Raw genomic sequence first — 23,656 nt, 5'->3', positions numbered from 1 at the left:
AGATAAATTACGGTTATCCGTCAGGTATGCTGCAAACTCTGCAGCAGCAAAGATAAGCTGAAGAGCATAATAGTCTTCCAGACATATCCCCCGTAGAAGAATGCGACAATACATGAGGCTATAAACAAGTCTAATTTAATGTTTTAAAATTCTGTTTATTCATTGACCGTTTAAACAATAAACATTATTATACAAATAAACTCTAAGTTAGTGCACAGATTTGAAATGAATACTCCCTGGCAGTATTAATAGGATTAATGCAGCTTGCCAGTACTAAAACAGTAGGGGAGATAAAAAAATGAATAAAAAATTTAAGAACACTTCTGAAAATACAAATTTACGCAAGCTTCTGAACAAAGCTATTGCACTGCGTGAAGACGGACGCGTAAAACAAGATATGACTATCTTGAATGAAGCACGTACGCTCCTTTTAAAAATGTCCGAAGATTATCCCGACAACGCAGAAATTAATTATCAGATTGGGATTGCTTATGATAATTCCGGCTTTGGGAAAGATGCAATCCCTTATTATGTTAAAGCGATTGAGCAAGGCCTTTCAGGACCAGATCTACAAAGATGTTTACTCGGTCTTGGCAGTACTTATCGTCTTTTGGGACACTATGATGAAGCGGTTGAAACACTCCATCGCGGTGTGACTCAGTTTCCTGAACATCGCGGTCTGCAAATCTTTTATTCATTGGCTTTGTATAATACCGGCAATTATAAAGAAGCAATGGAAATAGTCTTGATGAATTTGATGGAAACAACGACTGATGAAAACCTCCAATACTTTAAACGAGGGATTTCTTATTATGCACAGCACCTTGATGAAACCTGGTAATCATTAATAGTAGAAAAACGTCTGAAGATTTTATCCTAAAATACTAATTTTAAGAAAAAGTTAAAACGCAGGGGAATTCATTTACGAAATTCACTGCGTTTTTCAATGAATTAACGTATGGCATTGTCTCTTACTTTGTAGATAAAATTCAACTTTTATCGTATTTAAAGCCGTTTATTTGGAAATAATTTTAAACACTATGGGGCCAAAGAAGGCTCTTTTTTTTGTGGCATGTAATGACTGAGTAACGTTTGAAATAAGAATGAATAATAGAAGCAGTGAATACATTAACTGACGGATAAATAATAAGGTGGTTGAACACTTATGAATAAAGAAGAGTGGAAAAAAGCTTTGTTAGAAGAAATTAGGACGGAAAAAGAACGTCATCATGGTCCCAACATAAAAAAAATCGCCTATCCAACAATGAAAGACGTGATTTTAAAACTCATTCCTGTTCCAAGCCTGTTAAGAAGGCTGTGATTGTTATATACCATTCATTAACCACAAAAAAAGGAAACCGGCATTCCCGGTTTCCTTTTATTTTGCGCTGCCGGCACTTAGAAAAGCTTGAAGGTTTTTCAATACTGGGTCGTTTTTAGAGACATTGACTTTGTTTATTTGAACATCAGAAATTTTACTGTTTTTGATTGTTTCTAAAAAGTGTGATTTATATGTTTCTTTTATAGAAAATTCAGAATCCTGACGTTTTCTCCAATTTTCATATTCTTCATCTTCGGAATGGTAAATACGCATATGTGAATTTTTATTTTCCATTTCATTCACTCCCTTTATTCTATTGTATATCCAAATCAATATCTATGTAAACACTCAAGCAGTTATGGGATCAGAAGGGTTGTATGACAAATATTTTTTCCATATTCAAAAATACTGGTAACTACTTCTTTATCATAATCTGTAAATGTGTGCTCTTTACTCTCTATGAGGACAATAACCTTTTTCCCAAACTCTTCTCTGACTGCCATTAAAATATTGGTGTCAACAGATACTTTATTCTTTATAAAAACTTGTTTATCAGACGATGTTTCAAGAACCAGCCTATCCATTACATTTGTGTAATATGGATTCGAGAATGGTGAAGTACCCGCTTGATATTCCCATACTTGCGCTTGAATATTGATTAAAAGTTCATTTTGAAAGAATTCTTCGTATTTTGCTAAGATTTCTTGAATGGTCCTTTCATATGGGACCGGAGAATAGGAAGACACTCTTCCTATAAAGTATGTATTCAACTTCAGAACAGACGATATAAAATGAAATTGGTTTAATTGCTTTTCTTGCTGTTTAGCTATTTCCGCAAACTCCACTTCAAATTGCATCACTTTAATTCTCTTTAGAGGGGTTGCAATGACAATCATAGCAACGAAAATTCCTAAAAGCACAACTAAGACGAATCTCAGAACGGCTAATATAAACGGTGAAAAAATTCTGCCTATAAGGTCATTGCCATCTTTAACTGCGTGAATAGATTGATGATGAAAATATCCTTTTACTCCGTATACAACCGCCAGAACAAAGAAAATCAGGATGATGCTGTAATAAATCTTATCTTTATTTTCTTGCAGCATCTTTATTAGCTTTTTCCACATCAAGCCGTTCTCCCTTATTATCTAATTCTTCTTTAAGTAATGATACCAATTGTTCCCACATAATATCTATACTTATTTTAATCAAATTTAAAATGCCAGTGGTTTTGACATGGCAGCTGAAAAAGAATAAACACAAAAGACTCGTCTCATTTGACGAGTCTTTTTCATATTAATATGAGTTAGTTAATACGGTACCCCACTCGCAATAGTTAATAAAGTACCCCTTTTTATCCAAGTTACTTCTTGATTTTATTGTTGATTTTATTCCCACGCATAATTTTCTCAAAATCTTCCATCTTTTCATTAGTCTTTATGTTAGAAAAATGATATGGATTTTGATCTTGATTGAATTCTTCGTCAGCGTTGATAACGATTCCCATTTGCTTCCCTTGCGTGGCTGTTGAATCATTTATGACGTTTTCTTTTTCACCATCAAAATGGGGAGTTACTTCACTATTTTGGTCATTCCTTGGCATAATTTACATCATCTCCTTAGTGTTAAGATGACTGACTTTAATCAAATCTATTCCTGAGTTTATGTCCCATCTTTGACTTTATTGCAATTGTTGCTGGACACTTATTACAGCAGAAAAGCGTCCTGTTATACAGAACGCCTATTTTGATATAGAGTTAAGATGTTACCGTTCGCTGCTTTCATGGTTCTTAAATGTTTTCCCATCATGGCAATAAAGTTCAGAGCCTATATGATCATTGTTATTTTCTTTTAATTGACGGATAAGTTCTTCACTTTTTGTTTTATTCATTTCTTTATACCAGATTCCTTGTGGGTATAGAACAGCGATTGGACCATGCTTGCATTGGCCGTTGCATAATGTTTTTGTTGTGTGAATCTCCTTTTGGAGCTCTAAGTTTTTCAATTCTCCCCTAATGGTCTCTGTTACTTCTTCAGCTCCATTTTTCGTGCATGTTTTCCCGCTGCAAATTAATAGATGTTTGCTAAACCCATCTAAGTTCATAAAAATTCCCCTTTGTTCCTCCTATTTATTTGACCTCTATAACAAATGGATAGATATTGACTTTACCGTCAAATTTAAATTCTCCCCACACTTTGTAGAGCCCAGGTTTATCAAACTTTGTTTTAAATACTGTCTTTTCTTCTGACGCAGGGTGCACATGGACAAATTTCTCACCCTTATCATCCAAAATAACAACATGGCCTAAAGCCCCCAGATAGGGCTCTGGAGTAATCCCTTTTGTATCAAAATTTAACGTAACATCTTTGTTTGATACTAGCTCTGCAGTTGTTAATTCAACTGTCTTTTCATTGATTGTTTTTGTTAAATTTGTATCAGCCTTCAGTGTATTATCCTCATGTTTACCATGACCATTCCCCACATGCAGCTCTATCGGACTAACCTGATAGGCAAGGTTTTTTGGTTTAATATCAACAAACGCTTTATATGAGTTTTCAGGCAGGTCGAATTTCAGAGTATAGGTGCCATTTCCTTTTTCCTCAGGATGTAAATGGTAATAATCTTCTAAGTCAGCACTTACAATAATTAAATGCATCATTTTTTCATGTGAAATTTCTAATTCAGGTGAATTTTGATCTTTATCCTTTAAATCAATGGTAATTAAGCCTTCCTCATATTTTACGTTTGCGGCCACTTCACCTTCTGCAGGAGCTGCATGATCTGAATGCCCTGAATCCGCACCTTCACTTTTTTGGCTAGTATGCTCATCGTTATGCTCTTCCTCAGTACCAGTTTCTTTTTTCTCGTTCCTATGTGATGCTGCCGAATGGGTTTCAGTGTGATCCTTATTATGATTCATGCTTGCATAAACGGTATATCCGCCAATTACCAACCCGAGATAAACAATAGCTGAAATCGCCCAGGCAACTATCTTTTTCTGTTTCATAAAAACACTCCTCTCTTTATTAGAATAAATTATCCTTTTAACTTAATCCTTTGTAATCTGAGTGCGTTTAAAACAACGGAAACTGAACTAAATGCCATTGCTACCCCTGCAAGCCATGGTGCCAGAAAACCCAATGCTGCAATTGGAACGCCTAACGCATTGTAAGCAAATGCCCAAAACAGATTTTGCTTGATATTCCGAATCGTCATTTTACTCATATAGATTGCATCGGCAATACTATTTAAGTCTCCTCTGATTAAGGTGATATCAGCCGCCTCCATTGCTACATCAGTGCCAGTACCGATTGCCATGCCTATATCTGCAGTAGCTAACGCTGGGGCATCGTTAATACCGTCACCGACCATCGCCACTTTCTTCCCAGCTTTTTGCAGTTTTTTAACTTCTTCTGCCTTTCCTTCCGGCAAAACTTCTGCTATAACATGTTCAATTCCAACTTCTTTTGCAATTGCTTGGGCTGTCTGCTTGTTATCACCTGTAATCATAACAACCTCAAGACCCATCTTTTTTAACCTTTCAATCGCTTTTTGAGAGGTTTCTTTAATTGTATCTGCGACAGCAATCACTCCTGCAAATTGATGATCAATTGCGACCAGCATTGCGGTCTTACCTTGCTTTTCTAAGTTTTCCATCTTAGGTAATATGTTCCAAACATCAATGTTATTTTTCTCCATAAGCTTGCGCGTTCCAATAAGCACGGATTTACCTTCAACTTTAGATTCGATTCCAAAACCAGGAATTGCTTCAAAATGTTCAGTGCTTCCAAGTTCAATCCCTTTTTCTTTAATGCCCTCAACTATTGCTTCAGCCAGCGGATGTTCAGAATTTCTTTCTGCAGAACCGACTGCCTTTAAAAATTTATCTTCTTCAAATCCATCTGAAAGAATAACATCTGTAAGTGTTGGTTTTCCATTTGTTACAGTTCCCGTTTTATCAAGGATCACTGTATCCAATCGATGAGTTGTTTCAAGATGCTCTCCGCCTTTAAACAAAATTCCATATTCAGCAGCTCGGCCCGACCCGGCCATAATAGACGTAGGCGTAGCTAGACCTAGAGCACATGGACAAGCGATAACTAATACGGCGATTAACTTTTCAAGAGCTACAGCAAACTCTCCAGGGCTTACAACAAAATACCAAACTAAAAATGTCACAATCGCTATCCCAACTACAATTGGGACAAAAATTCCGGAGATCACGTCGGCTAGGCGTTGAATAGGAGCTTTTGATCCTTGTGCTTCTTCAACTACTTTGATGATTTGCGCTAAGGCAGTATCCTTCCCAACCTTTGTTGCCTTTACCTTTATAAACCCATTCTTGTTAATGGTTGATCCTATTACTAAATCTCCAGCTGTTTTATCAACAGGAATACTTTCACCTGTAATCATTGATTCATCAAGTGCAGATCTTCCTTCAAAAATCTCACCATCAACAGGTACCTTTTCACCTGGTTTCACGTATACGATATCACCAGCGATTACCTCTTCAATTGGCACATTCAATTCTTGGCCGCCTCTAAACACCGTGGCCGTTTTGGCCTGCATGCCCATAAGCTTCTTAATGGCTTCAGATGAACGTCCTTTTGCTTTTGCCTCAAACAGTTTACCTAATATAATAAGGGTGATTAATACAGCACTTGTTTCAAAATATAATTCCGCCATGTGGGCATCAGAACCTATTGTTTGAATGCTCAGGTAGATACTGTAGAAATAAGCTGCTGATGTGCCAAGCGCAACCAAAACATCCATGTTTGCACTTTTATTTCTCAATGCTTTATAGGCACCTGCATAAAATTGACCGCCGACAAAAAATTGAACTGGAGTAGCAAGCGCAAGCTGTACCCATGGATTCATAAACATTTCTGGCAGCCAAATAAACGATGTAAATTCAAAATGACTGACCATTGCCCAAAGTAAAGGGATAGACAAAATAGAAGAGAAAATGAATTTACCTGTTTGTTTCTCAATTTCTTTCTGTCTATGATCAACCTTTTCGCCATTAGTTTCTTTCTTTTGTTCTAATGAATAGCCCAGTTTTTTGATGGCTTCCTTCATATCAGCAGCCGATACTTCGTTAGGATTATATTCTGCTGACGCAGATTCCAAGGCGAAGTTTACCGTTGCATTTTGTACTCCATTCAACTTATTTAAACGTTTTTCAATTTTATTAGCACACGCTGCACATGTCATTCCGCTTATATCAAATTCTGCTTTTTCAGTTACTACTTTGTAACCTAAAGATTCCACTTTTTCTTTAAGCTGATTTACATTTGATCTGGATGGATCAAATGTTACTTTTGATTTTTCTAATGCGAAATTCACGCTCGCATCCTCTACTCCATCTATTTTTTTGAGACCTTTTTCTATTCTCACAGCACAAGCAGCACATGTCATGCCAGCTATTTGAAGTGTTGTTTCTTTTTTATCGCTCATAAACTTACACTCCTATCACCACATACTATAGTGGGGTATATTTTCATGGAACAAATGATACATCTGCTCTTTTATTCAAGTGAACCTCCCCCTTTATACCTAGTAGGGGTATATTTAATTGAGAAAAAGGAGTGCTTAAAAAGCACTCTCATTTTTTTATTCAACATCATAGCCTTGGTCATCAATTGTTTCTTTAATTTTATCTAAAGAAACTTTTTCCGGGTTAAAAGCAACATCCACTTTTCCATCTTCTAGATGTACTTTTACTTCATTAACGCCTTCTAGTTTCCCTACACTGCCTTCTACAGATTTCACACAGTGTCCGCAAGACATTCCGCTTACATTCAATTTTACGGTTTCCATTTGTCACTTCTCCTTTTATTTTTTCATTAGTTTTTGTATCGTTACGACAAACTCATCGAGAACATCCATATCGCCCTCATTGATCCGGTCAACTACACAGCCCTTTAAATGGCCTTCAAGCAGAATTTTCCCAACACTGTTAAGAGCTGCTTGAGTCGCTGCTATTTGTGTAATAACATCATCACAATAAGTATCTTTTTCTATAAGACCTTTAATACCCCTGATTTGCCCTTCGACACGATTTAAACGGGTTACTAAATTTTTCTTTACTGCATCTGAGTGATGACTTTTTCGGGAAGAAGTATTACAGCAGTCATCCTCAATAGGAAGATCCATTTTCTCCATTTCATTTTCCATTTACTTCCCTCCTCTATAAACAATATACCATACCCCTCTACCCTATGTAAACCCGTATTTATTTATTTTCATACCCATTTTTAATCTTTAATAAATATCGCTGGCAGCAAACAAGGCCAAGAAAGGCTCATTAAATAAGGATTTAACGAAAGTACCTCCCTTCCCCTTACAATCCAACTTTTCAGGACCAAACTTCTGTCAGGTATTGTTTACACCTATGCAATGATTTTACACTTTTTACATATTTCGCTATTTTGGAGAGAAAATAAACTGACTTCATAAAAGGAGAATTAAAGTCATGCAAACAGAACATAACGTTAAATTAACTGCTTCAGAAATTTCACAGCTTTGGTCAGCGTACATGAATAGTAGTATGTCTAAATGTATTTTTAAATACTTTTTAGAAACTGTTGAAGATAATCAAATACGTTCAATATTAGAACAGTCATTAGAACTTGCAGATGCACATTTAAAGAAGCTGTCTGAAATATTTAATAAGGAAAGTTATCCAATACCCCAGGGTTTTAATGTTAAAAATGACGTAAATATGACTGCTCCAAAGTTATTTTCAGATAGTTTTGTTCTATATTTTATAAAAAGCATGGATGAAATAGCACTAAGTTTTTATGCTGCCTCTAAGGTTTTAGTTGTACGTTCAGATATAGATCAATACTTTTCGGAATGTCTTACTGAGATGAACAAATTTGATACGGTGGTAAAAGACGTTTTATTATCTAAAGGATTATTTATCAGGTCCCCTTACTTGAATCCACCGAATGAAGTCAGATTTGTTGAGCAGCAAAATTTTTTAGCCGGGTGGTTTGGAAAACAAAGGCCTCTAACAGCAATAGAAATCACAAATATATTTGCCAATTTACAAAGAAATGCCTTAGGGATTATAACAATGTTAGGATTCAGTCAAGTAGCAAAATCTGCTGAAGTAGCCAGGTTCATGGCGAGAGGAAAAGAAATTGCTTCAAAACACGTTGAAATATTTGGTTCACTATTAAAAGAAAATGATCTGCCAGTTCCAATGGCCTGGGCTTCTAATGTAACTGCTTCAAAGATCCCTCCATTCTCAGACAAAATGATGATGTTTATGACGACAGCTTTAATTGCTTTGAGTATTGGATTTTATGGAGCGAGTATGTCAGTAAGTGCTAGAAGGGACATAGCTTTCCATTATGTGCGGTTAACTGCTGAAATAGGAGAATATGCAGAAGACGGTGCAAACATAATGATAAAAAACGGCTGGCTTGAAGAACCGCCACTTTCAGAAGACCGCAATAAATTAGCAAATCATAAAAAGGGATAAATATGATTGGGTTATTAGCAAGTATTTTCCTCTTTCTCATTATTGCATTTAGAACAAACAGAAATATAACAGGAAATCAAATAGTTCACATTTGGCTTTTTACGATTGCTTTTCAATGCACCTTTGATGTATTTGTAGAAATAAAATATGATGGCTATTGGTATTTTGATAAAGAAATTGAATGGATCGATTTACTTCCTCATCTTTTTATAATTCCACCTGTTAATATGATGTTTTTGAATTGGTATCCATTTAAAAGTTCAATGTATTTAAAGGGATTATATATATTTCTTTGGGTTATTGGGATTTTAATTTATGAATCACTCACCCTTCTTCCGCAGCCTTTTGGTTATTTTAATTATGGATGGTGGAAGTTATCGTACGCAGCTGTTCTTGACCCCTTCTTATTCATTTTCTTGCTGCTGTTTTATAAATTCATATGTAAATTAGAAAAAGCCTCAAGTTAAATTAATAGGTAAAATACTTTCATTCTTCTTCAACTAGCACCAAAGGTTTCACTGTTCACTTTTATCATTAGGAAGACGACCGGCTGCTGGCCGGTAAGGGTGATGCATAAATCTATATCACCCTTTTCTTTCATGTCCCACTATCGCATAGAATTTAGGGGATCTACAAGTTTTCAATGCTTTCCACCAGCGTATAGTACCCGCCTTCAGCTCCTTCAATAAGATGTTTAATCTTGTTTAGGTGTTCAGAAAAGTCATTTTTTTCTAACCAGCTTTTATGAAATTCAATATTCTCGAAGGTAGTCACCATAATTGCCTTGTTATGATCGACAGAACGGTGCCAGCGGCTACTTATCCAGCCAGGAACACCTTTACTCTTAAAGTTGAGTAGTTCTTCAGCTTGTATTGCAACCAATTCATCCAGTTTTCCTGGTTTGGCAGTAAATACATTAATCCACACTATTGATTTACTGGGTTTCATTTAACAGTACACCTCTTTATAAAAGTTTGGAACACCATATGACTGTTTCACTGACTGACATTCAGTTTTAAAAAATATTATGGGAGATTCCTAATCAAATACTATATACTTGCTAATCTATATGAAGTGAGCATAAACGCCAATCCTTTACGGTTCAAGAGATTGGCGTCTGTTCATTATTTATCTATTCTTCATAGTTAAACAAAATGTCCCACGTCTCCGGTCCGACAATTCCGTCAACTTTCAATCCTAATTTTTTCTGAAATTCTTTTACTTTCAGCTGAGTTTTAGGGCCGAAAATACCGTCAATTTTAATCGATCCGCCGGCATCATTTAGACGAGCTTGGATGTGTGTTACATTTATGCCCGAGTCCCCTATCTTCACAACATGGCCTGGATAAGGAAATTCAGTATGATAGAGCGCTGTCCACGTTGATGGACCTACTATCCCGTCTGCTTTCAAATGTCTTCGCATCTGTAATTCTTTGACCTTCTTGAGTGTTGTTTGACCAAATATCCCATCTACATAGATTGGTACATTGTTTTTGTTTAACTGGTTTTGTACTTTTCTTACATCCGGTCCCCGATCCCCATACTTTATGACATGGCCTGGATAGGGATCACTTACGGCACTTATTGTGCGGGTTGATGCGGTGATTGAAGATGCTTCTGCCATTGTTGAAGGCAGAACGTGAAATGCCATAATTCCTGCAGCAGACAAACAGATAAATGATTTTATTAATCTCACAAAATTTCCTCCTTCGGTTTTTGTTGAAATTGATTTAGGAAATCAAATTCAATTATGTAACTCTTTCACATTGGGAAAAGTTTCAAATTTTCAAAAAAATTAAAAATATATAAATCTTTTTAATTTCTTTAATGCAGGTTCATTAAAATACCAGGAAGGTGAAGGAGGCACACTCTGTGATATGTTCAGAAAGTCAAAGATTCCTTTCAAGAAATTTGAAATTTCTGTACCAGAACCTAGGTTGAGACTATAATTTCTTTAAATTTCTATATAGAATGTTATATATAAAGTTTTTAAAACAGGAGGAAATAATGTATAAAGTTGGGGTTATCGGTCCTATTTCATCCGTAGAACGAATTATTAATTTAGGTAAAGAATATGAGATGACCATGGATTTTATAGCTTATCCGTATAGCGATTTCCAGGATACTGAAAGAATTGTCCTCGAATATAATTCCTATGTTGATGTCTGGTTTTTTTCCAGCCGAATTTCATATATGATTGCGAAAAACACTTTAAATTCGGGAGAAAACTTAGTTTATATTCAACATACTGAATCCGGAATTTATAAAAGTCTTTTGCATATGGGATATTACCAAGCAGAATTTTTGAATAAAGTGAGTATCGATGAATTAACAACGTCCCATTTGGAACAGGCATTACAGCAAATAGATTTTGCTCCCAAGGAAATCTATGTGAAAACCTTTAACATTAACTCGAACACTCAAGAATTAATTGATTTCCACATCGATTTGTGGAAAAGTGAAAAGACTAAGGGAGCTTTGACTTGTTTTGAAGCTGTATATCTCAGTTTAAAAGAAGCCGGAGTGCCGACTTACCGAATTTCAACAACTGACATGGAAATCCGCCAAACTTTAAGAATTCTTGCAGAAAAGACTAGGACTTTTTACTTTAAGGACACACAAATTGGTGTTCAAATTATCGAAATTGAACATTTTGACAAACTATCAGAGAAGGTTAAAAGTTCATATCACTTGCAATATTTAGAATTACGATTAAAAGAAACTCTGCTTAGGTTCTGTGAACAATTAGATGGGTCTTTATTAGAAAAAGGCAACGGCCGTTACGTAATTTTCAGTTCACGCGGTGCGATTGAACGGAAAATTAAAGATTTACAAGATACTGTCTACCAACTTTCTCATGAATCTGATACTGCAGTCACAGTAGGTATTGGGTATGGGGTGACCGTTCATTCAGCAGAAATAAACGCCAAGCGCGCTATTCAACTATCAAAAGAAAAGTCAGAGCATGGGATTGTCATTATTCAAGAGGACGGTACTATTATCCAATCTGCAGGTGAAGAGGATGAGTTAAGTTTTTCTTACCGTATAAATGACAAAGATTTTTTAGATAAACTAAAAAAAGTCAAAATCAGTGTGAAAAATTATAATAAATTATACGCTCTAATCAAAAGAATGAATTGGAGTAATTTTACGATTAAAGATTTAGCGACACATCTCTATTGGGATGAACGTAATGCAAGGCGCGTTGTAGTAAGTCTATGTGAGGTTGATTTGGCTGAGTATATCGGAGAGGAGTCTTATTCTTCTCGTGGAAGACCAGGTAAAATGTATCGATTAAAATAACCATCCACCATGGATTGGTTATTTTTTTTATAAATTTTCAGAAAATATATTGAAAAATATGAATGATTAAAATAAAATCATTTTAGGGAAAATACCTTTTATTTACCCTAAAATATTCAATTGAGCTAATTCATAAACTATGAGTCAATCATTGTTAAACCTGAAGTGTCATATTTAGATTTATTGAATTTTTTTTAAAAATTTTTTTCTCTGACACATTGGGTTGAACTATGCTCTAAGTTTCAACTGAAAAATAAGAAAGGAGTTATTGCATTGATTCTTTAAATGGAATCAAAATAAGGAAATTGAGAATTTAAAAGGTAAATACTTAGTTAAGAGAGGTAAATTCATGGATCAAGAACAATATTTGAAAAAGAAAATGGGATTTTGGTCACTTACAGCACTATCTCTCGGGGGAATAATAGGGTCAAGTTGGCTCTTTGGACCATGGGCAGCAGCAAAATTAGCTGGTCCTGCAGCTATTATTTCTTGGATGATTGGTGCAGTTGCCATAACACTCATAGCTCTTATTTATGCTGAATTAGGCAGAGTTAAGCCTGAAACAGGTGGTTTAGGACGGTATCCCCTCTATTCCCATGGAAAAATGCTTGCTACAGTAACTAGTTATTCTATCTGGCTTGGCTATTGTGCCACAGCACCAGTGGAATCTGCCGGAGTTATACAATACGCCAATCAGTTTTGGCCAGGGCTATATGATGTAACTAAGGAGCAGCTTACAACAACCGGCATTCTGGCATCAACACTTTTAATGATATTCTTTGTGGTTTTTAACTATTTTGGAGTGAAACTATTTGCAGTCACGAACACCGTTATTACCACTATTAAGTTTGTTGTACCCGTCCTAACGATCCTGGCTTTTTTTATGACAGGTTTTCATGCAGAGAACTTTACGAGTCAGGGATTTGCCCCTAATGGTTATAGCGCTGGATTAAGTGCGATATTAACCAGTGGTATATTTTTTGCGTACACAGGATTTGGAAACGTTATCATGATGAGTGGAGAAGTGGTCAACCCTAGACGAAATATTCCACTGGCTTTGATCACCTCTCTGGTAGTTGCAGCAATTTTATATGTGTTACTTCAAGTTGTTTTTATTGGAGCAGTTCCACCGGAAATGCTGGCAAATGGCTGGAGTGGCATTAAATTTGATTCTCCATTTGCTAATCTGGCACTTATGGCAAATATGGTTTGGTTATCATGGATCATAACAGCTGACGCCATGATTTCCCCAACAGGCTCAGCCCTTACTTATACAGCTGGAACTTCAAGACATGTTTTTGGAATGGCGAAAAGCGGGTTCCTGCCATCTTTCTTCGGATCAATCAACAAGCGGTTTGGTGTCCCGACTCGTGCACTTGCTCTCAACTTCTTTATCGGAATGCTATTCTTATTCCCTTTAAAAAGCTGGACTGCAATTGTTGCTATTGTGGGAGCAATAGGTATTTTCAAGTATGCTTCGGCATGTGTTACTGTAATGGTTTTCCGTAAGGTTGGTTTGACAAAAGACAATGGTCTCCCAGGTATGCATATCATTGCTCCATTAGCCTTTGTTTTTGCTACGCTTCTTATTTATTGGACAAACTGGAGCAGGGTACAACTTGCAATTACGGGGTTAATTTTAGGAATTGGCTGTTATTTAGTAACCCATTTTATCAATAAACATAAATCAGTTGAAATCATAGGCGGGTTATATCTTGTTATTTATATTCTATTGCTTGTTTTGCTGTCCTATATAGGAAATTTTGGCGGCAATGGTATTGTTCCTGAGCCATTTATGTCTATAGTTGCGGCAATACTTGGATTTATCTTTTACTACTTTGCAGTTTATAACGGAGTATGGTACATGCGTAAAAAAGGGAACATTGAAGAATTACAAGAAAGTGTAACTAAAATATCTTAAAAGTCAGAAATTCCACAAAAGGAGAACTCGTTATGAAGCTTTGGGGAGGACGTTTTAGAAAAGAAGAAAATAAATTAATGGAAGACTTTAATAGCTCACTTAAGGTTGATAAAAGGCTTTATTCTGAAGATATTAAAGGAAGTATTGCTCACGTCAATATGTTAGTGCAATGTGATTTGCTCACAAAAAAAGAAGGCGAAGATCTTGTAAAATCTCTTCTTTCGATTTTAGAGGACATTGAAAACGGAACATTGCCTATCGAAGGAAATTTTGAAGATATCCACAGCTTTGTTGAAGTGAATTTGACAGAACGAATTGGTGACACAGCAAAAAAACTCCACACAGCACGGAGCAGAAATGACCAAGTTGCTACAGATATTAGACTTTACGCTAAAAATAAGGCTTTAGAAGTGATCAAATCGATTGAGGATCTGCAAAATAGCCTGGAAAAAAAAGCAAAAGAAAATAATGTAATTATGCCAGGATATACCCATCTTCAGCGTGCTCAAGTAATAACTTTTCAACACCATCTAATGGCATACTATAACATGCTGAATCGGGATAGAAAAAGAGTTCTTAAGGCAATTGAAATTATGAACGAAAGTCCGCTTGGCTGCGGGGCTCTGGCAGGAACTACTCATCATATAAATCGAGAAATTACAGCAGAAGAACTGGGGTTCTCTAAACCGGTGGATAATTTCCTAGACGGAGTAAGTGACAGAGATTATCTTTTAGAATTAATGGCTGACTTTTCAATTATCATGATGCACTTAAGCAGATTAAGTGAAGAATTAATTTTATGGAGCAGTCAAGAGTTTAAATTTATTACGATCGATGACGCTTACTCTACAGGCAGCAGTATCATGCCTCAAAAGAAAAACCCTGATGCCGCTGAGCTTATAAGAGGAAAAACAGGACGAGTATATGGATCACTTACATCGCTATTAACAACTATGAAAGGATTACCTTTGGCATACAATAAAGATATGCAGGAAGACAAAGAACCTTTTTTTGATTCGCTGGATACAGTATTAGCTTGTTTGAAAATTATGTCTAAAATGATATCTACAATGAAGGTTAATAGAGAAAACATGAAAAAAGCTGTGAAAAATGGTTTTCTCAATGCAACAGAGGTTGCTGATTATTTGGTCAGCAAAGGGGTTGCTTTTAGAGATGCTCATAGCATTGTTGGTTCTATTGTAATTTATTGTGAAGATAATCATAAAACAATTGAAGAGTTGTCTGTAGACGAATTTAAGCACTTAAGTTCATTAATTGAAGATGATATATATGAATTTATTGATTATCAAAATATATTAAATAAAGGGATTAAAGTGGGCTTACTAAGATAATTAGTTTGAAGAGATTCCAAATTAAAGAGCTACTAATATAGAAAATAAGAAATACATTTCATATGTTAGTAGCTCTTTATAAAGTTATTATTCAAAGACTCGGACATAAAGATTATTGAGACTGCTATGAACTTTTCTGCACATTTCACTAAATAGATGGATTCAGACGCTGGATACTTTTTAAAGGTAAGAAATTAAATTGGCCAGTTAAATTATTTCAATAGCAAATAAAAAGGGTCTCCCTTACCGGGAAACCCTTTTAAACGTTTATAGGCTTATGACCTGTGAGGAATTCGAACCCCCGACCCCTTCCCTGTCAAGGAAATAAGATAGTTTTGCACGTTCAGGACAGGACAGGAAAAATCCATTTGCACCGGTATATTTTAAACCATCATTATACTAATTTATGAAACTTTTAAAGCATCTACAGTCAGTTTGGTCAGTTTTTCGGTCAGTTATACTGCTAAACATTAAGGGTAGCGCTAAAGATTAGAAAGATACTTAATAAATCTGAAGAAGAACTTTGGGGTCATTTAATAAAAGAAGAAAAACCGCCAATTTAGTTTTAAGGAGTTCCGTTTTGAAGTTTTTCATTGTAACAAGGAATAATCTCAATTGTCAGCTGGCTCTTTTCGCAAAAAAAGGAGATGTAACTATTTCTCCTATTTTCTTTAAATATAAACAAGTCAGTATCACAAATATTTAACATAATGGTTCTTTTCACTCGTCAATCAGTAGTCCGTTTCCCCTAATTTCATAATGTAAACGCCATCTGGAAAATAATGTTTTGTTGTTATTTGTTTTTTAGTATTTATTTTAAATGAATACTAAAAAATTAGAAAAGGGAGATTTATAAAACATGCGGAAGAAATTCGTATATCCATTTTTAGCTGTTTCTTTAAGCTTTTCATTAGGAGCTTGCTCGGAGAAAACTATAGAAATACCTAATACAGATAAAAGTGAAGGAAAAGAGGCTCAAAGTACACAGACTGCTCATTGGTCCTATGAAGGGGAAACAGGACCTGAACACTGGGGAGAATTGGACCAAGCGAACTCAACATGTGTCAACGGAAGTGAACAATCTCCAATTAATATTGAATTTTCACAGGTAATAACCGATAAAAAAATAGAATACATTCAGATTCAATATGAGCCTGCACCTTTTACACTTGTAAACAACGGTCATACCGTGCAGGCTAATGCCACAACAGAAAGCAACAGTATTTTAGTTGAAGGAAATAAGTACAATCTCGCTCAATTTCATTTCCATACTCCGAGTGAACATCAATTTAATGGCCAAAATTATGATATGGAGCTACACCTTGTACATAAAGACGCGAATGGAAAGATTACCGTCCTTGGAGTGATGATACAAGAGGGTAAAAAAAATGAAAAACTTGCATCTATTTGGGATGTATTACCGCAGGAAGAAACAGGAGAAGATATTTCCGTAAAAGAACCGGTCGATTTAAAAGGTATACTCCCTCAAGAACAAACGTCTTTTCATTATAATGGATCGTTAACAACTCCTCCTTGTACAGAAGAAGTGAAATGGATCATATTTGAGCAGCCGATTGAAATGTCGAAAGAACAAATTCAGGCATTCCAGCAAATCTTCCCTGACAACCATCGTCATCTTCAATCTTTTAATGATCGTGAATTATATAAAACTAAATAAAGAATGATTTCATGTAGTGATGACCACTTAAAGAAAAGTTGAGTGGTCATTTTTCTGTTTTCCGAAGAAAATACTTGATCAAAATGGATTCTTATCTAGGGTTAGTGTAGTCTCCTTTGGTCACTTTTCCATTCTTACGCCTTTTTCTTGAATAATTAAAAAATGACTAAGTGCATGATCTTTTCGTACAACGTACGATGCCCCCGAGAATGCAGCTATTCTACTTTGCGAGTAATAGGTTCGCTTGTCCCCCTTATAGAAAAAATGTTTTTTAGGACTGATTTAACACTCACCATTATGTAAGTACCTGTACTAAAAGTGCATACTCAATTCATTAAGAAGAGCGCATTTCTTCCTCAAGAAATGCACCCCGTTAACGGAATAACGGATTAGTTTCTAGCTTTAGCAAATGGAAAATAAAGTCCATTTCAAGTATTATCGAATTATGTTCTCTGTAAAAAATGAATAAATTTTTTTAGACTTTGCGGTTGCTGTTTTCTATGTTTGATTATAAAATCTATCTTGATTGTTTCAGACAATTCTTTATATTGAATTGTTTGTATTTCTTTTCGAATATTAGCTACGTCTGCCGGTATTATACTGATACCAAGTCCATCATGAACTGCTTGCAGAATAGATTCAAGCGAATCAAACTCCATGATAGCCAGATCATGAAAATTACTTTCTTTGAAAATATCTAGTGTTTTATTTCTGTATATGCAATTTGTATCACTATTAACAATTAACGTTTGATCATGTTGCTTTTCAAATTGACTATGTTTAGGTGAAATGAGTACGATTTTCTCAAAATAACTATAAACGATTTCGAACTGTGAGTAATTATATGTACCATTTATAAAAACACCATCGAGTTCTCCATAAGAAAGCATTTCTTGTAACTTTTGCTTATCATTCGTTCTTACTTTTACATCAATATTTTTATGTTCTCTCAAAAAAGAAGAAAACAGCTTTGGAATTCTAACTGCAGAAATCGTTTGGGATGCACCTATTGTTAGAGATCCTCTCCATTTTTTAGGATTAACTAATGACTTGGCTTCGTCCATTAATAGTATAATTTGATTTGTATACTCCAGTAAGACGCTTCCCTCCTCAGTCAATGATACCCCTCTATTATTACGAATAAATAATCTGACGCCTAGTTCATCTTCCAAAACCTTAATTCGCTGACTAACATTAGGTTGTACATAGCCCAATTTTTCAGCAGCTTTAGATACTGATTGTAGTTCTGCAACATGTTTAAAAATCCGCAAATCATGACTTTCCAAGAATAACATTCCTCTCACTGGTATCATTTAAAATGATACCTCCTTCATTATTCAGTATTATACTCTTCATATGCATAAAAATATAATAGAACATATTAAATCAAACAAAGTAAGGATGATTTAGAATGGAGTTAAGAGGTAAAGTAGTCCTAGTAACCGGCGGTGGCACTGGTGTTGGAAGAGCAACATCTTTGAAATTAGCAGCTGAAGGTGCAAGAGTTGTGATTAATTATAATCGATCTGAAAAAGAAGCTTTTGAAGTTGTCAATGAAATTACACTGCTGGGAGGAAAAGCATTCGCTTATAGAGCAAATGTAGCGATAGAAAAAGAAGTTAATGATTTAGTATCCCATATTGTTACATCTTTTGGCACGGTAGATGCTTTAGTAAATAATGCGAGTGTTACAGCTCAAATAGCTATGGATGACTTAGATGCCGTAACAGATGAAGTATGGGATTCCCTTTTCAGCGTAAATGTGAAAGGAATGTTTCAGTGCGTAAAAGCTGTTGTCCCTTATATGAAGAAGCAACAATCGGGTGTGATTGTTAATATGGGCAGTGTGGCTGGAATGACCGGAATAGGCTCATCTATCCCATATGCAGCAACAAAATCAGCCATTCACACAATGACAAGATCGTTAGCTATCGCATTAGCACCTTATATCAGAGTGAATAGTATATCTCCTGGTGCAGTTGATACTAGGTGGTGGTCTGGTAATGAAGAAAAGATGTATCAACTTGCGGGCAACTTACCACTTAAAAGAATTTCAACACCAAATGATATTGCAGATGCTATTCTTTTTCAATTGATTCATGAATCTGTCACAGGCCAAGTTTTTACAATTGATAATGGACAAACACTTTGAAGTTTAAAATAACCCATAGTTTTTGCTTTTCTAAAATGTTATTTATCATATAAACACCCTATTAAAGGTAAGTCAAATAAGAGGGTGTTTGTATATTTTATACAAAGTTAGTTAACATAAAACTTTTCTATTTTGGATTAACCTTTAACTTTAAATAATCGGAGTTTACCAAAAGGTGAACTCTTTTTTAGTTATTCAACAAACGGGCAGGATTGTTGAATAAGTAATTATTAAAGAGTCCAACGAATACCTATAACTAAATAGGCTTCATTCCTAAAAGAGAAGGGAGAGTGTCTTTTGAACTTAAAACATGAGAAACATATGAGGTCAGAAATAGCTAATAAAACTTATTTAACTAGTGGATGGGGCTATGTTGCAGCTGTTGCACTGCTGCCGTATGCAATTTTAAAATCACTTTGGGCATGGGGATCAACAATAGGACTTACAACAGAACAAGCTGTACAAGATGTAGCAAGGTTTTCTGATACATTAAAGGAAGGATCTGCTTTTCTATATACGTTATATACCAACGGAATAGACTTCACAGCTATCTTGGCGATACTGGCATCTTTATTTGCTTTAGCTCTCGTGAGTTCCTGGGGGGAGAGACTACCAAACTGGTTATTAATCATTTCAGGATGGTCAGTTGGGGTACTGACAGTTCTAATTAGCATCTTGACAGCTCTTCAATTTTCAGGTGTGTTTTCTAAAGGATACGCCGAAGGGTTAGCCATTTGGGTATATGTGGTAACGTACGGAGGATTGTTCTTGTGGGGAGTAACTGTTTTTATGGCGACTCTGTCGTTCCAGCATAGGATTAAAAACAAACAGTCTCGAGGAGGAAACAAATGAGTAAGATTATCGATGCGGAAACAACCGCGAGAGTAGAAACCAAGCCCCGAGGAAAAATGATTGCTTATTGGACAATCACATTACTGCTCGCAGCAGCTGTTTTGTTAAGTGGTATCGGCCAACTGATGCAATATGGGGGAAACCTCGAGTTAGTGACGAATCTTGGTTACCCATCATACGTCTTGACCATTCTCGGGATTTGGAAAGTGCTTGGAGCCATCGCTCTCGTCGTGCCAGGTTTTCCTCGGCTTAAAGAATGGGTTCACGCTGGTATCTTCTTTTTAATGACCGGTGCGGCTTTATCTCATGCGTTTGCTAACAATTATGGTGATTACGGGTTTCATATTATCCTTCCGCTTTCATATGCTGCACTAAATATCGCCTCGTGGGCGCTGCGTCCGAAGAGCCGCAAACTATAATACGAAAGGGGGCGATTGCTTATCATAGTGTGTCGCCTTTTCTTATTGAAGTAAAGGGTAGTTTAATTGATGAAGGACTTCATAAAATACTCTTAAATAAGTAAAAAAGTCCTTCTCTTTATTAAGAAGGACTTTTTTATGTTTTTCCATTTATTCATTGATGGTAATTGTTTCGCCTGCTTCATGACCAGATTCTCCATGCCCTGGTCCAAACAAATTCAATATTACAACTCCTACAAGAATCAGTATTATTCCTGCAATGCTAGCCATGTTAATTTTTTCTTTCCAAATTAAAACAGAAATGATAGTAGTAAAAACAACACCCAATCCCGACCATATTGCATACGCAGTATTTAAGGGGATCGTTTTCAGTGACACTGACAAAAAGAAAAAACAACTAACGAAAGCTATTATTACCCCTATTGTAGGAAAGAGTTTAGAAAAACCTTCAGATGCTTTTAATAAAGAAGAACCAATAAGTTCCCCAACTATTGCAAGTGCTAAATATAGATACGACATTGTTATTCGTCCTCCTGAATCATGTTTATTAGTTCATCAAAAACTTGTGTTTTTAGTTCTTCATTTAATGGTGCCATTCCAAATATTTCTGAGAACCATAGACCATCTATTGATAATCTTGCAATTGTTATTTTGACAGGATCAATCCCATCTTTTATTAACTTCGTATGCAAAATATCGTATTTCTTCCGGAATTCATCTAATAAATCTGGATTAATAAACATCGCAGCCATTAGTGCGGAATTTAGTTTGTTGTTTTCTAAATCGGAAAATGCAGATTTAACATAAGCCCTACTCCATTTTCCTAATGCATTTTTATCGTTATTAACTAACGTATTAATGCATTCGAAATAATTATCTGTCCAATCTTCCACCATTCCTTTAATTAATGCCTCCTTGCTGGGATAATGGTATAATAATCCACCTTTACTCACACCAGCTCTTTGGGCGACCGCCTCTAATGTGAGTTTGACAACTCCTTCTTTTTTTACAATTTCAGATGCAGCAGTCAATATATTTTTTTTCTTATTAGCATGCTTTGAAATAGACATATATTAACCTCCATAACTCGATATACAAAGTATACCGTCTGGACGGTTTTTCATCAATCGAATTAAAGTTCTTATGTAGTATCACTGTTTCACTTTTGCTCTCTCTAATAAGCCCTTCATATGATCAGCTTCTTTGTTGTATTCTAAATATATACGAACAAACATTCTAACCTAATTGCTTTTTCGAACATTTGTTCTTATAATATATTTAAACTGTATAGAAAAGGTGAGGAGATGCAAATAGTCATAGATCTCCATTATTTTGTGAATGGAATGAAAACTTTACAATGCGGATATTTCAAAGTGAATGTAAGGGAATTTAATATCAATCCTCATGAGGAAGCAGCAAGCGTAGCTTTGGAGTGGTTTAAGAAATTGAAACGTGACTTTATTTATAATGTAGAGCTATACAAAGTCTTATATAATCAAATTGACATTACCGAATTAGTAAAAGTGAAAGAGGTAAATCTCTTGAAAGATCCAGATGTTGGCGGCAGCCCGATTCTTAAAGACCCGGGAACTGGAAGTTAAATAAAAAAGCCCCTCTCATTTAGAGAAGGGTTTTTGGCTTTTTAATTTGCTGGGAATGGTACTGTATATTTACTGGTATTATAAGGTACCATTGTTACAATACCGCTTTTAGACCCATTTATATTCCCTGTTACTTTAGCTCGGTGCAACAAGATATCGCTTTATATATATTGTGGCTTTTGCGACTGGTCTAGACATGAAAATTCTTCTTCTCTTTTTTCAGTATTTTTCGCAGTATTAGATAACATAAAAATCCAAGAGGGCCGAACATTAGGATAAGGAATAAGATAATAGATTGGACCGGTATGGGTAAATACCGGTGTTCCATGTTATCCCTGAAAACATAATGGCCGATAGTCTGATCGAAACAAAGTATATGAAGCCAGACAAGTATAGCAAAGTTCGGTTGGGACAACAATTTAGTGACCCCTTCAACAGAACCAAAATCATGAACGAATCCAAAGCCAGACCCTGCAATCGTTATGATTATTCCAATAACATAAAGTGCGGCAAGATAGATAGGAAAAACAGCTATATTCGCCAGAAACCGTGTAACTCGCCACTTCGGAAACACTATTAAGACAAGCCAAAACGGCATAACTATACTTGCAAGAGAAAATAACTTTTCATACATCTTTAAAATCCCCTCCTTATAAGATAATTGATTAGTCACTATGCGATGATAGATTGAGAATCACCGTCTTCGGCCAAAAAAGATTAAATACAGCGATAACAACTGATGCAAACCAAATAAGCAGCATAATGCTGGAAAGGATTGGAAGTGCTGTCCATTCAAAAATGGAACGTCCTAAGACTGTTTGTACGCTAATCAATAGAATAGAAATAGTCCAAGCTAAACTCCCAATATGGATGAGCCGTTTTGCATGCTTGATTTCAATACGTGCCTTCTCGGATAACCATCCTAACAACGGTAATGCCTGCAAAGCATGGAAACCAAGACCATGAAGGACAATTAGGTTTCCTGCTTCCCCTGTATATCGACTTTGCAGAACGATCATCCATAATCCAGAGGCAAAGGCAAACATGATGGATAGAAATGCATACCGGATGCCCAGTACTACAAGCAGACGTTCATTCATCTGTCTTTTGCGATAAAACGGGATGGCAATCAGCGCAACTACAATGATGATCAATAGCGAATCAAGCCCGAATAAAGCACCAGCAATTGAATCGGCTGTGTTAGAACCAGCTTTTGAAAATCGTGGATTAATCCCGCGAAAATGCTGAATTGTTTCGATCGCATAGGCATAGAGTATTGCAGGTATAAAAAACCAACGAGCAGCAGCACGTTTACGCGAACTTAGACCCGATAATGGTAAAATGGCTGCTATGGACAAAAGAAACAATGCGATTGCTGCGTCAAAGGAAAACGCACGATCTAAGTTTCCTTCTGGTAAAACCACATTCCCAAATATACCGATATAAAGAGCAACCCCAATTGCAAGCACAAACCCGAGCAAACTAATCATTACGAGCAGCTTTTCTCCTCTAAATAGCTTCAAATCCGAATTGTCAACCTTTCCATTACTCGCCTTCATCAATG

General features: G+C 35.8%; 27 protein-coding genes. 12 read left to right on the top strand and 15 right to left on the bottom strand.

Annotation, left to right across the window (positions count from 1 at the left end; genetic code table 11):
* Window positions 1-298 precede the first annotated feature (298 nt).
* Both K8L98_RS07090 and K8L98_RS07085 read left to right on the top strand, forming a co-directional pair.
* Entirely contained in the window at window positions 299-841 is a 543-nt protein-coding gene (locus tag K8L98_RS07090) for a tetratricopeptide repeat protein (protein WP_223440727.1), read from the top strand.
* Window positions 842-1,165: 324 nt separating this feature from the next.
* Window positions 1,166-1,321 (top strand): hypothetical protein, encoded by a 156-nt coding sequence (locus K8L98_RS07085; protein WP_223440725.1) that lies wholly within the window; start codon window positions 1,166-1,168, stop codon window positions 1,319-1,321.
* Between the two features lie 57 nt (window positions 1,322-1,378).
* On the opposite strand, the gene K8L98_RS07080 is transcribed toward K8L98_RS07085, so the two are convergent.
* The 8 genes from K8L98_RS07080 to K8L98_RS07045 all read right to left on the bottom strand — a co-directional run bounded on the left by K8L98_RS07080 (window position 1,379) and on the right by K8L98_RS07045 (window position 7,499).
* Window positions 1,379-1,615 carry a hypothetical protein gene (locus tag K8L98_RS07080; RefSeq protein ID WP_223440723.1) on the bottom strand — a complete coding sequence of 79 codons (237 nt, stop codon included), beginning with the start codon at window positions 1,613-1,615 and terminating at the stop codon, window positions 1,379-1,381.
* Between the two features lie 62 nt (window positions 1,616-1,677).
* Window positions 1,678-2,448: a hypothetical protein gene (locus tag K8L98_RS07075; protein WP_223440721.1), complete on the bottom strand. Its 771-nt coding sequence runs from the start codon at window positions 2,446-2,448 to the stop codon at window positions 1,678-1,680.
* Window positions 2,449-2,684: 236 nt separating this feature from the next.
* On the bottom strand, window positions 2,685-2,924 hold the full coding sequence (locus tag K8L98_RS07070) for a hypothetical protein (protein WP_223440719.1): 240 nt from the start codon (window positions 2,922-2,924) through the stop codon (window positions 2,685-2,687).
* A gap of 162 nt (window positions 2,925-3,086) precedes the next feature.
* Window positions 3,087-3,425, bottom strand: a complete 339-nt coding sequence (locus K8L98_RS07065) for a (2Fe-2S) ferredoxin domain-containing protein (RefSeq protein ID WP_223440718.1) — start codon at window positions 3,423-3,425, stop codon at window positions 3,087-3,089.
* A gap of 25 nt (window positions 3,426-3,450) precedes the next feature.
* The gene (locus K8L98_RS07060; protein WP_223440717.1) at window positions 3,451-4,329 is read right to left on the bottom strand and encodes a hypothetical protein; all 879 of its coding nucleotides are present in this window, start codon (window positions 4,327-4,329) and stop codon (window positions 3,451-3,453) included.
* A gap of 29 nt (window positions 4,330-4,358) precedes the next feature.
* Window positions 4,359-6,779 carry a heavy metal translocating P-type ATPase gene (locus K8L98_RS07055; RefSeq protein WP_223440716.1) on the bottom strand — a complete coding sequence of 807 codons (2,421 nt, stop codon included), beginning with the start codon at window positions 6,777-6,779 and terminating at the stop codon, window positions 4,359-4,361.
* Window positions 6,780-6,935: 156 nt separating this feature from the next.
* A complete protein-coding gene (gene copZ / locus K8L98_RS07050) occupies window positions 6,936-7,142 on the bottom strand; it encodes a copper chaperone CopZ (RefSeq protein ID WP_223440715.1) in 207 nt (68 codons plus the stop codon).
* Between the two features lie 15 nt (window positions 7,143-7,157).
* Window positions 7,158-7,499, bottom strand: a complete 342-nt coding sequence (locus K8L98_RS07045; protein ID WP_275976741.1) for a metal-sensitive transcriptional regulator — start codon at window positions 7,497-7,499, stop codon at window positions 7,158-7,160.
* Window positions 7,500-7,797: 298 nt separating this feature from the next.
* On the opposite strand from K8L98_RS07045, the gene K8L98_RS07040 reads away from it, so the two are divergent.
* The gene (locus tag K8L98_RS07040; RefSeq protein WP_223440714.1) at window positions 7,798-8,814 is read left to right on the top strand and encodes a DUF3231 family protein; all 1,017 of its coding nucleotides are present in this window, start codon (window positions 7,798-7,800) and stop codon (window positions 8,812-8,814) included.
* A gap of 2 nt (window positions 8,815-8,816) precedes the next feature.
* On the top strand, window positions 8,817-9,281 hold the full coding sequence (locus K8L98_RS07035) for a hypothetical protein (RefSeq protein ID WP_223440713.1): 465 nt from the start codon (window positions 8,817-8,819) through the stop codon (window positions 9,279-9,281).
* A 163-nt stretch (window positions 9,282-9,444) separates the two neighbouring features.
* Here K8L98_RS07035 and K8L98_RS07030 read toward each other — a convergent pair whose 3' ends face one another.
* Both K8L98_RS07030 and K8L98_RS07025 read right to left on the bottom strand, forming a co-directional pair.
* A complete protein-coding gene (locus K8L98_RS07030) occupies window positions 9,445-9,762 on the bottom strand; it encodes an antibiotic biosynthesis monooxygenase family protein (protein ID WP_223440711.1) in 318 nt (105 codons plus the stop codon).
* A gap of 184 nt (window positions 9,763-9,946) precedes the next feature.
* Window positions 9,947-10,510: a peptidoglycan-binding domain-containing protein gene (locus tag K8L98_RS07025; RefSeq protein WP_223440709.1), complete on the bottom strand. Its 564-nt coding sequence runs from the start codon at window positions 10,508-10,510 to the stop codon at window positions 9,947-9,949.
* A 311-nt stretch (window positions 10,511-10,821) separates the two neighbouring features.
* Between K8L98_RS07025 and K8L98_RS07020 the strand changes: the two genes are divergently transcribed.
* The 4 genes from K8L98_RS07020 to K8L98_RS07005 all read left to right on the top strand — a co-directional run bounded on the left by K8L98_RS07020 (window position 10,822) and on the right by K8L98_RS07005 (window position 17,068).
* Window positions 10,822-12,117 (top strand): hypothetical protein, encoded by a 1,296-nt coding sequence (locus K8L98_RS07020; RefSeq protein ID WP_223440707.1) that lies wholly within the window; start codon window positions 10,822-10,824, stop codon window positions 12,115-12,117.
* Window positions 12,118-12,466: 349 nt separating this feature from the next.
* On the top strand, window positions 12,467-14,038 hold the full coding sequence (locus tag K8L98_RS07015; protein WP_223440705.1) for an APC family permease: 1,572 nt from the start codon (window positions 12,467-12,469) through the stop codon (window positions 14,036-14,038).
* A 32-nt stretch (window positions 14,039-14,070) separates the two neighbouring features.
* Complete coding sequence (gene argH / locus K8L98_RS07010; RefSeq protein ID WP_223440703.1) at window positions 14,071-15,390, top strand: argininosuccinate lyase; 1,320 nt, start codon at window positions 14,071-14,073, stop codon at window positions 15,388-15,390.
* Between the two features lie 859 nt (window positions 15,391-16,249).
* Window positions 16,250-17,068, top strand: a complete 819-nt coding sequence (locus K8L98_RS07005; RefSeq protein ID WP_223440702.1) for a carbonic anhydrase — start codon at window positions 16,250-16,252, stop codon at window positions 17,066-17,068.
* A 443-nt stretch (window positions 17,069-17,511) separates the two neighbouring features.
* Here the strand turns inward: K8L98_RS07005 and K8L98_RS07000 are convergent, their stop codons facing one another.
* Window positions 17,512-18,354 carry a LysR family transcriptional regulator gene (locus tag K8L98_RS07000; RefSeq protein WP_223443231.1) on the bottom strand — a complete coding sequence of 281 codons (843 nt, stop codon included), beginning with the start codon at window positions 18,352-18,354 and terminating at the stop codon, window positions 17,512-17,514.
* A 125-nt stretch (window positions 18,355-18,479) separates the two neighbouring features.
* Here K8L98_RS07000 and K8L98_RS06995 point away from each other — a divergent pair, with 125 nt between their 5' ends.
* From K8L98_RS06995 to K8L98_RS06985, 3 genes are all read left to right on the top strand, one after another.
* Window positions 18,480-19,220 carry an SDR family NAD(P)-dependent oxidoreductase gene (locus K8L98_RS06995; RefSeq protein ID WP_223440701.1) on the top strand — a complete coding sequence of 247 codons (741 nt, stop codon included), beginning with the start codon at window positions 18,480-18,482 and terminating at the stop codon, window positions 19,218-19,220.
* A 297-nt stretch (window positions 19,221-19,517) separates the two neighbouring features.
* Window positions 19,518-20,072, top strand: coding sequence for a DUF3995 domain-containing protein (locus tag K8L98_RS06990; protein WP_223440700.1), 555 nt, complete (start codon window positions 19,518-19,520; stop codon window positions 20,070-20,072).
* The gene (locus K8L98_RS06985) at window positions 20,069-20,491 is read left to right on the top strand and encodes a DoxX family protein (RefSeq protein WP_223440699.1); all 423 of its coding nucleotides are present in this window, start codon (window positions 20,069-20,071) and stop codon (window positions 20,489-20,491) included. The genes K8L98_RS06990 and K8L98_RS06985 overlap by 4 nt, the downstream gene beginning before the upstream one ends.
* A gap of 150 nt (window positions 20,492-20,641) precedes the next feature.
* Here the strand turns inward: K8L98_RS06985 and qacH are convergent, their stop codons facing one another.
* Window positions 20,642-21,010: a quaternary ammonium compound efflux SMR transporter QacH gene (qacH, locus tag K8L98_RS06980; protein ID WP_223440697.1), complete on the bottom strand. Its 369-nt coding sequence runs from the start codon at window positions 21,008-21,010 to the stop codon at window positions 20,642-20,644.
* A gap of 2 nt (window positions 21,011-21,012) precedes the next feature.
* Window positions 21,013-21,561, bottom strand: a complete 549-nt coding sequence (locus K8L98_RS06975; RefSeq protein WP_223440696.1) for a TetR/AcrR family transcriptional regulator — start codon at window positions 21,559-21,561, stop codon at window positions 21,013-21,015.
* Between the two features lie 234 nt (window positions 21,562-21,795).
* Between K8L98_RS06975 and K8L98_RS06970 the strand changes: the two genes are divergently transcribed.
* Window positions 21,796-22,092, top strand: coding sequence for a hypothetical protein (locus K8L98_RS06970; RefSeq protein WP_223440695.1), 297 nt, complete (start codon window positions 21,796-21,798; stop codon window positions 22,090-22,092).
* 190 nt (window positions 22,093-22,282) lie between these two features.
* Here K8L98_RS06970 and K8L98_RS06965 read toward each other — a convergent pair whose 3' ends face one another.
* Both K8L98_RS06965 and K8L98_RS06960 read right to left on the bottom strand, forming a co-directional pair.
* Window positions 22,283-22,726 carry an ABA4-like family protein gene (locus tag K8L98_RS06965; RefSeq protein ID WP_223440694.1) on the bottom strand — a complete coding sequence of 148 codons (444 nt, stop codon included), beginning with the start codon at window positions 22,724-22,726 and terminating at the stop codon, window positions 22,283-22,285.
* Window positions 22,727-22,757: 31 nt separating this feature from the next.
* Window positions 22,758-23,651, bottom strand: coding sequence for a hypothetical protein (locus K8L98_RS06960; protein WP_223443229.1), 894 nt, complete (start codon window positions 23,649-23,651; stop codon window positions 22,758-22,760).
* Between the last annotated feature and the right edge of the window lie 5 nt (window positions 23,652-23,656).

Origin of the sequence: Metabacillus dongyingensis (assembly GCF_019933155.2) — a bacterium.
GTDB lineage: Bacteria > Bacillota > Bacilli > Bacillales > Bacillaceae > Bacillus_P > Bacillus_P dongyingensis.
This window is presented reverse-complemented; position numbering and strand designations above follow the sequence as displayed.